Raw genomic sequence first — 11,896 nt, 5'->3', positions numbered from 1 at the left:
GCCAAGATGAAGAAGAGGGAATTCGACGGCAAGAAAATGGTATTTCTGGCCGTCTGCCTATGCCTGATGCTGATGGCCCTGATCGCCCTTTTTATCAACAAAGGTTATGTGCAGTCCATTCAAAGTCTGGTGCGCAGCACGACCAAGTCGAACATCAGCGAACTGACCGTCAGTAAGGCGCAGTATTTGGATGAAAAAATGCACTCCGAACTGCTCTCCCTCCAATCCCTGGCCAGCAGCATCAGCATGAACGGTCCCGAGTTCTTCGACCGGACCCTGGTGGACGAATACGCCGGGCTGCATGGCGCTACCAATCTGTGGATCACGGATCTTAGCGGCAACCGTTGGAGCGTCAGGCCCGCAGATGAGGGCGGGGTTTTCCCAGAGGACAAAAACCTCTCGGGAGCGGCCCTTCGGGGAGAAACCTGCATCTCCGACACCTTCATCGGCGCACAGGGCAAGCGGCAGGTCCTGTTCCAGACGCCCCTCTACGAGGACGGGCGGGTGGCCGGAGGATTGTACGTGGCGCACTCTGTAGAGATGCTGCAAAACACCTACGGAGGCACTACATACAACGACGCCGGGTACAGTTACGTGCTGGATGCCGACGGCAGTATCGTCCTCTCCCCCGTGCGCTTTAGCTCCCTGCAGCTCTACAGCCAGTTCCGCCAAGTGCTGGAGTTGGGCGAGAACAGTCCCGAGTCGATCGCCGCATTTATGGATGCGCTCCAGTCGGGCGCTAGGGGGAGCGCCACCTTCAACATGGAGGAGGAGCAGCAGTTCCTCTCCTTCGTACCGCTGGAGGAAAAGCCCGGCTGGAATTTTGTGACGGTGATCCCGCTGAACATGGTGGAAAAGGACGGCACGGAGATCATTTCGCTGGCAGTCCGGATGGCTGCGGTCGTCATCGCGGCCATTCTTGTCACCCTGGCGCTGGCCGTCTTGATGCTTTACCTCGGCACCAAGCGGCGGCGGGAGTCCGACCTCTATATCCAGAACATCTATCAGGCCATCTCCCAGAATATCGACACCGTCATCTTTATCGTGGACGGTAAAACCGCTCGGGTGGAGTATGTGTTTGAAAATGCACGGGAGGTGCTGGGCATCCCCGCCGGAGACTTTTCCAGTCCGGACGGCAAGGCGGCGGGAGGATTTCAGCAGGCCTTGCAGGTGTGGATGCGTGAGGAACGCCCCACAGAAAAGACGTTTTGGGAGCGCCGGTTCTTCAACGACAGGCTGGGGGCCTATGTGTGGCTGAAGCTCACCGCGCTCCCGGTGAGGCTGCGCGGCGAGGCCAAATACATTTTCGCCGCCACGGACATCACGCAGGACCGGAAGATCCGGGAAGATCTTAATGCCGCCGTGGCGGCGGCGGAGCAGGCCAACGCGGCCAAGAGCCGGTTCCTCTCCAATATGTCTCACGACATCCGCACACCCATGAACGCGGTGATCGGCATGAGCAAACTGGCTGAGATCCATATTGAGGACCAGGCTAAGGTGAAGGACTGCCTCCGCAAGATCGAGGTCTCCTCCAAGCACCTGCTGAACCTCATCAACGACGTGCTGGACATGTCCAAGATCGAGAGCGGCAAAATGACTCTGTCAGCGGAGCCCTTCTCCCTGTCTGAACTCATCGAGGGGGACCTGGCCATCGTCCAGCCCCAGTGCCGGGCCAAGGAGCAGACCTTTGCCGTGGAGACAAAAAATATCCGCCATGAACTGCTGGAGGGCGACCCGCTGCGGCTGAACCAGGTGTTTTTGAATCTGACCTCCAACGCCGTCAAGTTCACGCCGGAGCGCGGCTCCATCACGTTCACCATTGAGGAGCTGCCCCAGCGGCACATGGAGTATGCGCTGTTCCGGTTCCAGGTGGCGGACACCGGCATCGGGATCGCGCCGGAATTTCTGCCCAAGCTCTTTACGCCTTTTACCCGAGAGTCCACCAAAACGGTGAACCACACCGAGGGCACCGGCCTTGGCCTCCCTATCGCCAAAAATATTGTAGAGGCGATGGGCGGACAGCTCCTTGTGGAGAGCGCGGAGGGAAAAGGCACCACGTTCACCGTCGAACTGGAATTTAAGCTTCCGCCCGGCGCGGAGGATGAGCTGGAGGGGGCTTCGGTTTTGAAGGGCCTGCGTGTTCTGTTGGCGGACGGCAATCCCACCGATGCGGAACTCCTGGAGACCTATCTCACCAGCTTTGGTATGACAGTGGACACCGTGCATTTCGGAGAGGAGGCGGTCCGCGCCGCAGGCAATGCCTCATATGCGCTCGTTGTATCGGACTGGAAGCTGCCGGACATGGACGGCATGGAGACGGTGCGCCGCATTCGGGCTGGCGGCGCCGATCCCCGGGCCGTTCTGGTCACAGGCGGAGACGGCTATATGGAAATGGATACGGCAGAGAAGCCCCTGGACGCCATCCTGCAAAAACCGATCTTTAAGAGCGTACTGTGCAGGAGCCTGGTAAAGATATTTACCAATAAGGCCGGCGCGTCTGCCCATTCATCGTCTCAGGATGTGTTGTCCGATAGGCGTTTCCTGCTGGTGGAGGATAATGAACTCAACCGTGAGATCGTTGTCCAGATCTTTGAGCTCTCCGGCGCGTCGGTGGAGACGGCCGAGGACGGAAGGGCGGGCGCGGAGGCCTTTGAGGCTTCGGCCCCCGGCCACTTTGACGCCATTTTCATGGACATCCAGATGCCGGTGATGAACGGCTATGAGGCGACCAGGCGTATCCGCGCCTCGGGCCATCCCCAGGCGCAGAGCATCCCCATCGTGGCCATGTCGGCCAATGTGTTTGCTGAGGACGTGCGCGCCTCCCTGGCGGCCGGCATGAGCGCCCACACCGGCAAACCCATTGATATGGACGATATCTGCCGGATTCTAAAAGAGCTGCTGCCAGGGCGTGAAGAGGCATAATACACCCAAGCGGTTGGGCCGGTCTGGGAGGCGCAACTGTGAGAAAGGGCTGAATAACCGATTGAATTTTAAAAGTATATGGAAAAATATGTATCCATCAGGTTGTGCGCACCATCTCGGGAAAGGGGAACGCGAAATGAAAAATTTGAGACGGGCTGCCCGGCGGTACGGGGTCCTGCTGCTGATTCTGGCCGTCGCGCTTCCATCCGTCCTTTCCGTCGGCGTCCGGGCGGCGGCGTCCGGGCGCGTGTTGAAGGTCCCCTTCCCCCAGGTGCCTGGGTTCACGGAGACGGATGAATTCGGCAACCGGCACGGCATCGTGGTGGACTATCTCAACGAGATCGCCAACTACACCGGCTGGAAGTATGAATATGTGGATACGGACGGCGACTCGGTCCTCTCGGGCTTTATGAATGGAGAATACGACCTGCTGGGCGGGGCCTATTACCAGCCGGTGCTGGAGCAGTACTTCGCCTACCCGGACTATAACGCGGGGTACACCAAGTCCATCCTACTCTCCCGCAGGGACGATGAGAGCATACGGCCCTACGACTGGGAAAGCATGGCCGGAAAGACCATCGGCGTTTACGACCGCGCCGGGGAGAACATCCGCAGGCTCCAGGATTTCCTCACCGTCAACAAGATCGACTGCACCATCGTCTACTACGGCGCCGAACAGATGTCGGAGAACGGGAACCTGTACCAGCATTTGAAGGATGGAGAGGTCGACATGCTGCTGGGCAACCACTCCGACGGCGACGAGGCCTTTCGTCCTGTGGCCGTGTTCGATTCCCAGCCCCACTATATCGTCACGACGCCGGACCGCACGGACATCCTGGAGGGGCTCAACATGGCGCTGGAGAAGATTGCCGACTCCAATCCCAACTTCGCCAAGGAGCGCTACGACGCCAACTTCACCGACAGCGGCATCGCAAATATTTTTTTAAACGATGAGGAGAAAGCGTACATCAGCCAAAAGCAAACCGTATCGGTGGCAGTGGTGGCCCAATGGCATCCCCTCTACTGTTTGGAGTCGGCCAACGACCTCCACAATGGGCTGATCCCGGATGTCCTGGACCGGGTGGCGGCATACACCGGTCTTACCTTTACTTACGTGTCCGCGGATAGCTATGCCGAAGCCATCGAGTTGGTCCTCCGGGGCGAGGCGGATATGCTGGGCGCCTTCCTGGGTACGACGGATGAAGGTGTAGAGATGGATATGGCCCTGTCCAGCACCTATGCCGCCCTCAACGACATCGTCGCCCGGAACAAGTCGGTCAGCTTCCCTGCCGAAGGCCTGGTGGGTGCGGTCATGGAGGGGCGGCACCTCCCCGCCAGCATCCGGGCCGCCGAGGAACGGGCATACCGCAGCGTGCCTGATGCCTTGGCAGCCGTAAACCGGGGCGAGGTGGATTTTGTTTACGGCATCTCCGCCCGGATCGAGCAGGTCATCCAAGAGCACCACTACTCCAACGTGGTGCCCAACACCCTCGTCAACAACCGCAATGACATTTGCTTTGCCCTGCCCCGTCCCACCCAGGTGGAGCTGCTCACCATCCTAAACAAGGCCGTCAACAGCCTGAGCAGCGAGGACAAGGTCACCCTGGTCAATCAAAACCTGATCTCGGCAGGGGTCGGCCATCTCTCCGTGGTAGAGCTGGTTTACGCCAACCCCTTCCTCTTCATTTCCGTGTGCGCCGGCATCTTCCTGCTGCTGGGCATCCTGCTGCTGGTGGTGACCCGCTCCCGTATCCGCGCCGCCCGCATGGCGAGCGAGCTGGAGCGGGCGGAGGCCGCCAGCCGGGCCAAAGGGGAGTTTCTCTCCCGGATGAGCCACGAAATCCGTACCCCTATGAACGCCATCGTGGGCCTGAGCGAGCTCACCTGCCGGAGAGAGGATGTCACAGAGGGCGTGCGGGAGAATCTATTGAAGCTTCGCGCCTCTTCCCACTACTTATTGAGCCTCATCAGCGACATCCTGGACATGAGCCGCATCGACAACGGCATGATGACGGTCTCCAGCGAACCCTTCTCCCTGGGGCGGCTTCTGACCGACCTGGAGAGCATGATGACCCCGGAGGCGGGACGGCGGGAGCTCAGCTTCTCGGTGGAGCGGGACCTCACCGACGACGCCGTGCTGGGGGACGCCGTGCGCCTCAAGCAGGTTCTGAGCAACCTGATCTCCAACGCCTTTAAGTTCACCCCCTCCGGCGGACGGGTCCGCCTTACCGTCACCGAGACGGAGCGGGGGGACGGGCGGGGGAGCTACCGTTTCCAGGTGGTTGACAGCGGCGTGGGTATTGCGCCCGAGCATCAGGAGCGGATATTCGGCGCCTTTGAGCAGGTGGGTCCCAACCTGGCCAAAAGTCAGGGGACCGGCCTGGGCCTTGCCATCAGCCGGACCCTGGTGGAGCTGATGGGCGGAGAGCTGAAGCTCAGGAGCGCACCGGGCGAGGGCAGCGAGTTTTACTTTGAGGTATCCCTTCCTCTGGGCGTCGGCGAGTCCGCGCCGGAGCCCTCCGAGTGGACCCAGTCCCTGGAAGGGATGTGCATCCTGCTGGCTGAGGACAACGACCTGAACGCCGAGATCGCGACCGAGCTGCTGAAGTTCCAGGGCGCCAAGGTGCGCCGGGCCGAGAACGGGGCGGTGGCCGTTTCCCTCTTCCGGGACAGTGCGCCCGGGGACTTTCAGGCCGTCCTGATGGACATTCAGATGCCGGAGCTGAACGGACTGGAGGCCGCCCGGGCCATCCGGGCCATGGATCGTCCGGACGCCGGGAGCGTGCCCATCATCGCCATGACGGCCAACTCCTTTCAGGAGGATGTGGATGCGGCCATGGAGGCGGGAATGAGCGGTTTTGTGGCCAAGCCGGTGGATGCCGCCTATCTCTATCAGGTGCTGCACCAGGCGGTGAACATTCCTGGAATTTGAGACCCTTGACTGTCAATCCCGCCTGTGCTTTTTATATATTTGCAATCGGCTCCAGACAACAAGGCAATTTGATCCGGCACCCTTACAGACAAAGGAACGGCGGGAGCATCGTTTGCGATGCCCCCGCCTTTTCATTTTCCGTTCCCCAGTACGCTCTTCCCTGCCGTCCGGCTCACTTCCGCCCGTACAGCACCTTGGCCAGCTCGATATAGAGCCGGTCCCGCTCCCGGATGGCCACGTCCGCCCGATCGCCGGAGTAGTCGTAAAACCCGGCGCCGGACTTGACGCCGTAGCGCCCCTCCGACACGATCCGGGCCAGCAGGGGGTCCCCGTCCTTCCGGTCGCACAGCGTCTCATTGAGGTAGCGGTTGACCCGGTCGTAGGTGTCCAGCCCGCCGAAGTCACAGACGCCAAAGGGCCCCAGCGCCGCGTACCGCAGGCCCAGGCCCGCCTTGAGCACGGTGTCGATGTCCTCCAGCTCCGCCACGCCCTCCTCCACCAGGTACAGCGCCTCCCGCAGCATGGCGTATTGCAGGCGGTTGAGGATGAAGCCGTTGATGTCCTTTTTCACAATGACCGGCTCCTTGCCCAGTCCCTTCACCAGATCGTACATCCGCTGCACGTAGACATCCTCCGTCCGCTCCCCCCGGATGATCTCGCACAGCGGCAGCAGATGGGGCGGATTCAGCCAGTGCTGGCCCATAAACCGCTCCGGCCGGTGGACCGGGCGGGCCACCTCCGTGATCAGCATGCCGCTGGTATTGGTGGCCAGCAGGGCCTCCTCCGGGGCGATGCGGCTGGCCTCCTCCCAGAAGGCGTGCTTGGCCTCCATGTTCTCCACGATGGCCTCCACCATCAGCGCACAGTCCTCCATGCAGGCTTTGGAGGTGGTGTAGGTGATCCGTCCCAGCAGGGACAGGGAGTCCGCCTCCGTCAAAATCCCACCCTTGCAAAGGGTCTCCTGGTTCAGCGCGATGAGGTTCTTCGCCCGGTCCAGGCCGGACTCCGACCCGTTCCAAAGCGCCACCTGATAGCCCGCCTGGGCATAGACCTGGGCCAGGGACGCGCCCATCATGCCGGCCCCCGCCAAAACAATCCGGTTTTGATCCATTCCGTCTCTCCTCCTGTCAGTTCCCGGCCCCGCAGGACCGGCGCATGATGCGCAGTGCCGTCTCCAGGGCGGCGGGGGTCAGCTCCGCCGCGTCCGGCTCCAGGCTGACGGTCCCATCGTATCCGCTGTCCAAAATCGCCCGGAAGGTCCGGGCGCAGAGGGCCTCGTCCCCCGGGCCGTACAGCCCGCGGCGCAGCCCCTCCCCCACGGTGCTGACATGGAGGTGGCGGGTCCAGGGGAGATACCGCCCCAGCGCGGACCAGTTCTCCCCTTGGGTCTCCATGTGGTATAGATCCACCACCAGCCCCACGTTCTCCAGATCCACCCGGCGCACCATGTCCAGGGCCTCCTCCGTCCGGTTCATGTAACTGCACATGCCCTGCTGGATGGCCTCCACCAAGACCTGAATCCCATAGGGCGCCGCCGCCTGGGCCGTGATGCGGAGGAACGCCTCGCACTGCCGGTCCGCAAGGTCCCGGTCGTAGCCCTCCGGCAGCCGGCGGGCCGGGGGCGCCCCCACGCCGACACAGGCCGCTCCCAAAACGGCGGCCTTTTCCATCAGGCGCTGGGCGTAGGACGCCGCTTGCCCAGCGTCCGCCCCCTCCCCCACGATGGCGGGAACGCCCCTGCAATAGGCGTTGAGCCGCAGGCAGGGCACCCCCAGGCGCCGGAGCGTTTCCGCCGCTGCCGCCAGTGCCTCCGGCGGCAGGGCCTCCACCTCCCAGGCGGGAAATTCCACATACGCGTATCCGGCGCGGACCGCCGCCTCGTATTGGTCCATGGGCACACAGCATCCGATCTGCATGGTCCTCCTCCCTCTCTCCTCAAAAATCGGGACAGGAAGCCCTTCTGTTTCCGACAAAAAGGCTCCCTGTCCCCGTCACCGCCGCAAAGCGGATGCCCTGCCGGGCCTCATGCCGCGGCGGTCGCCGTCACGCCGGTGCGCGCGGGCCGAAGGGCTCAGGATCTGCCGGTGATCTGGTCGATCTTTTCCAGCAGCGCGGGAGAGACCTGGTCCGCACCGTCGCCCACATAGGTGTCGTACACGCTCTTGGTGGCCTCCACGAAGGCCGCCTTGTCCGGATAGTTGATCTCCATACCGGCGTCCATCAGGTCCTTCATCATCTGCTCTTCCTGCTGGCTGCAGTACTCTCGCTCCCACTGGCAGGCCTCGGTGCCGGCCTCGTCCACGATGGCCTGGAGATCCGCGGGCAGCGCGTCATAGGCGGCCTTGCTCACCATGAGCGGCGCGGGAGAGTACAGGTGCTCCGTCACGCTCAGGTAGGTCTGCACCTCGTTGAACTTGCTGGAGGTGATGACGCTCAGCGGATTCTCCTGGGCGTCGATGGTGCCCTGCTGCAGCGCGGTGAACAGCTCGCCGAAGGCCATGGGGGTGGGGTCGGCGCCCATGATCCGGAAGGCGTCCATGTGGACGGGGTTCTCCATGGTACGGATTTTAATGCCCTTGAGGTCGTCGGGGGCGTTGATGGGACGGACGCTGTTGGTGATGTTGCGCATGCCGTACTCCATGAAGCCCAGGCCCTTGATGCCCACGTCGTCCAGCGCCGCCAGCATATCCTGGCCGATCTCGCTGTCGCAGACCAGGCGGGCCTGCTCGTTGCTTTCAAACAGGAAGGGCAGGTCGAAAGGCAGGAACACATCGGTGAAGCCCGCCAGCGCGGAGGCCACCATGATGCCGGACTGGATGGTGTTCATCTGCATGCCCTCGATGCAGTCCCGGTCGCTGGCCAGCTGGGCGCTGTGGAACACGTCCATATGGATGCGACCATCGCTCTTCTCCTCAATCAGCTCGGCGAATTTCATGACGCCCTGGACCGCGGGATGCTCCTCCGTGTTGGCGCAGGAGGCCACCCAGGTGAACTCCGCTCCGCCGCCGGCCGCGCCGGCATCCTCGGGCGTCTGCTGTTCCGGCGTGCCGCCGGAAGGCGTCTGGGCTGTTCCGCCGCATCCGCTGAGCATTCCAAGGCTCAGCGCCAGCACCAGGCAAAGGGTAACCATTCTTTTCATGACAAAACCTCCTTCTATTTTATGCGCCGGAAAACGGCGGCATAATCCAATGGTCACTTGATCAGTCCCATCAGCGTGGGAATGAGCAGGGAGATGGGTTCGATGAATGTAATGAGCAGCAGGGCGGCGATGTTGGCAATGAGGAATTTCACCAGCGCCCTGGAGTTCTCCTCGATGGAGATCTTGGCGATGCCGCAGGAGACGAACAGATTGACGCCCAGCGGCGGCGTGGACATGCCGATGGCCAGGTTCACCACCATGATGATGCCGAAGTGGACGGGATTGATCCCGAACTGGGCCACGATGGGCATGAAGATGGGCGTCAGGATGATGATGGAGGCCGTGACGTCCATCAGGCAGCCCACGATCAGCAGGAAGGCGTTGATGACCAGCAGAATGACGTACTTGTTGTTGGACAGGCCGATCATAAACGCGGCGATGGCGTCCGGAATCCGGGCGGAGGTCAGGATCCAGCCGAAACTGGAGGCCGCCGCCACGATGATCATGACCATGGCCGTGCTCTTGCCCGCGTTCATCAGAAGTTCCGGCAAATCCCGGAGCTTCAGCTCCCGGTAGACCACGGTGCCCACCACAAAGCCGTAGATGGTGGCCACCGCGGCGGCCTCCGTCGGCGTGAAGACGCCGCCGTAGATGCCGCCCAGGACGATGACGGGCATGAGCAGGGCGAACGCCGCGCTCTTGAAGCACTTCCACACATTCCCCCAGGAGAAGGGCGTCCGGTTCTCCAGGCCGAAGCCGTTGCGCTTAGAGGAGACGTAGGCCACCCCCATCAGCACCAGGCCCACCAGGATGCCGGGCCCGAAGCCCGCGGCAAACAGCGTGGAGATGGAGACGGAACCCGCGATGCCGTAGTTCACCATGGGGAGGGACGGCGGGATGATGACGCCGATGGCCCCGGCCACCGACATCAGCGCGGCGGAGAAGGGCTTGCTGTATCCGGCCTTCACCATCTCCGGAATCATGATGCCGCCGATGGCGGCGACGGTGGCGGGGCCGGAGCCGGAGATGGCGGCAAAGAGCATGCACGTCAGCACCGCCACCATGGCCAGTCCCCCGGTAAAGCCGCCCAGCAGGGAGTTGCAGAAGTTGATGAGCCGCCGGGAGATGCCCCCCCGCTCCATCAGGTTGCCCGCCACCATGAACAGGGGGATGGCCAGCAGCGGGAAGGAGTCCACGGAGGTGAACATCCGCTGGGCGATGACCAGCATGGGCGTGGAGGACGCGGCGCTGATCCCGGCAAAGCAGGAGGCCGCCAGCACGATCCAGATGGGAAAGCCCAGCACCGCCGTCACCGCAAAGGTCACAAACAATACCGTTGCCATTGTTACAGCACCTCCTCTTTCTCCTCGCGGAAGGTCTTCACCGCGCGGCAGATCTCCACGATATAGCGCAGGATGCAGAAGGCCATGCCGATGGGGATGGCGATGTACACGGTCCACATGGGAATCCGCATGGCGGGCGAGACCTGCCCCGACGCCATTTGGGCCAGCACGATGTCCGCGCCGAACTTCATAATCAGCGCGCACACGCCCATGCCCACCACCTGCGTCAAAATACCCAGAACCTTCCGCCCCGTCTTGGGCAGCAGCAGCGTGAAGGCCTCGATGCCCAGGTGGGCGCCGGTTTTGATGCCGTAGGCCGTTCCGAAGAAGGTGATGTACACCTGCAAGTACCGGGACAGCTCCTCCGACCAGGGCAGCGACGCCTTCAAAATGAACCGGAACACCACCTGCAAGAAGACCACGACGCACATCAGCCCAATCATGACTGCACAGCAGTATCCCTCAAAGTTGCCCGCTATTTTTTTTACCGTCTTCATGATTTCTCCATCTCTCCCTCCAAAATGAACCCGCACGGGTCCCGCCTAGGACTCCCGCTTCTCGGATAAAAGCCGCATGCGCTTGAACCGCTCCATGTTGTCCTCCAGATGCTTCTGCATTACGGCCCTGGCCTGGGGGGCGTCATGGCGGCGGACGGCGTCCAGAATCAGCCCGTGGTACTTCACGCCGTTGCCGCTGCCGATGGTGGCCGTCATATCCAAAATGGACGGCCCCAAAAGCCCCTCGTAGGAGTGGAAAATCTGAACCGCCAGGGTGTTCTGGGTGCACTCGCTGATCAGCATGTGAAACTCCAGGTCCGTGTGCACGTACTGGTCCAGCACCTCCACCTCCTGCTTCATCCGCTCGTAGTTCTCCTCCAGGCGGCAGATCTGCTCCTCCGTGGCCTTCAGGGCGGCCACCTCCGCCACGCCGCTTTCAAACATCTCCCGGAACTCGAAGATTTTTGCCATCTCCTCCTCGCCGATGGTGAAGAGGGGGACCGTGGTCTGAAAATAGTGGTCTAGGCCCGTGGTCTGGACAAAAGAGCCCTCGCCGTGGCGGGTGGCGATCAGCCCCTCCCCCGCCAACTTCTGCACCGCCTGCCGCACCGTTCCGCGGCTGACGCCGAAGAGCCCCATCAGCTGGTTCTCCGAGGGAATCTTCTCCCCCGGCTTCCACTCCCTGCTGAGGATTTGGTTTTTCAACTGGTGGTAGACCTGTTCGCCGATATTGATTTTTTGAATCTCCACAATGCCCATATACTTATTAGACAACCTCCAATAGACAACCATTCACTTCATGTTCAGTATACCGGGTCTCCGCCGGTTTTTCAATTGATGGCAATTCAGAAAAACCGGCACCGATTTTGTACAGAAACACTCGTATATTACTGTACAACCTTATTTTTTTCTACAAATTCACCACGTTTCTTATAGAAAACAGACGAGCGGGACACCCCCAAAAGGGGTGTCCCGCTTGCACGGCATTCGCCGGTTGGTTATTTGGCAGCCTTGGCGGCCTTGATGGCCTCGGTGAGCATGGGGGCAACCTTGAAGAGGTCGC

At 61.7% G+C, this 11,896-nt stretch carries 8 protein-coding genes; 2 read left to right on the top strand and 6 right to left on the bottom strand.

What is annotated here, in order from left to right; all coding sequences use genetic code 11:
* Positions 1-6 precede the first annotated feature (6 nt).
* The gene (locus QZS21_RS00040; RefSeq protein WP_295578735.1) at positions 7-2,922 is read left to right on the top strand and encodes a response regulator; all 2,916 of its coding nucleotides are present in this window, start codon (positions 7-9) and stop codon (positions 2,920-2,922) included.
* 136 nt (positions 2,923-3,058) lie between these two features.
* A complete protein-coding gene (locus QZS21_RS00035; protein ID WP_295578734.1) occupies positions 3,059-5,854 on the top strand; it encodes an ATP-binding protein in 2,796 nt (931 codons plus the stop codon).
* 172 nt (positions 5,855-6,026) lie between these two features.
* Here QZS21_RS00035 and QZS21_RS00030 read toward each other — a convergent pair whose 3' ends face one another.
* The 6 genes from QZS21_RS00030 to QZS21_RS00005 form a co-directional block, all read right to left on the bottom strand.
* The gene (locus tag QZS21_RS00030; RefSeq protein WP_295578731.1) at positions 6,027-6,965 is read right to left on the bottom strand and encodes a 3-hydroxyacyl-CoA dehydrogenase family protein; all 939 of its coding nucleotides are present in this window, start codon (positions 6,963-6,965) and stop codon (positions 6,027-6,029) included.
* Between the two features lie 16 nt (positions 6,966-6,981).
* Positions 6,982-7,770 (bottom strand): sugar phosphate isomerase/epimerase, encoded by a 789-nt coding sequence (locus tag QZS21_RS00025; protein WP_295578729.1) that lies wholly within the window; start codon positions 7,768-7,770, stop codon positions 6,982-6,984.
* Positions 7,771-7,925: 155 nt separating this feature from the next.
* Positions 7,926-8,993, bottom strand: coding sequence for a DctP family TRAP transporter solute-binding subunit (locus QZS21_RS00020; protein WP_295578727.1), 1,068 nt, complete (start codon positions 8,991-8,993; stop codon positions 7,926-7,928).
* A gap of 53 nt (positions 8,994-9,046) precedes the next feature.
* A complete protein-coding gene (locus tag QZS21_RS00015) occupies positions 9,047-10,336 on the bottom strand; it encodes a TRAP transporter large permease (RefSeq protein ID WP_295578725.1) in 1,290 nt (429 codons plus the stop codon).
* A 2-nt stretch (positions 10,337-10,338) separates the two neighbouring features.
* Positions 10,339-10,779 (bottom strand): TRAP transporter small permease, encoded by a 441-nt coding sequence (locus QZS21_RS00010; protein ID WP_295578723.1) that lies wholly within the window; start codon positions 10,777-10,779, stop codon positions 10,339-10,341.
* A gap of 99 nt (positions 10,780-10,878) precedes the next feature.
* Positions 10,879-11,607, bottom strand: coding sequence for a FadR/GntR family transcriptional regulator (locus QZS21_RS00005; RefSeq protein WP_295578721.1), 729 nt, complete (start codon positions 11,605-11,607; stop codon positions 10,879-10,881).
* Between the last annotated feature and the right edge of the window lie 289 nt (positions 11,608-11,896).

It is taken from the genome of uncultured Oscillibacter sp. (assembly GCF_900544955.1).
Lineage (GTDB): Bacteria > Bacillota > Clostridia > Oscillospirales > Oscillospiraceae > Oscillibacter.
The sequence above is the reverse complement of the archived record's forward strand: the minus strand, read 5'-3'. Positions and strand labels throughout refer to the sequence as shown.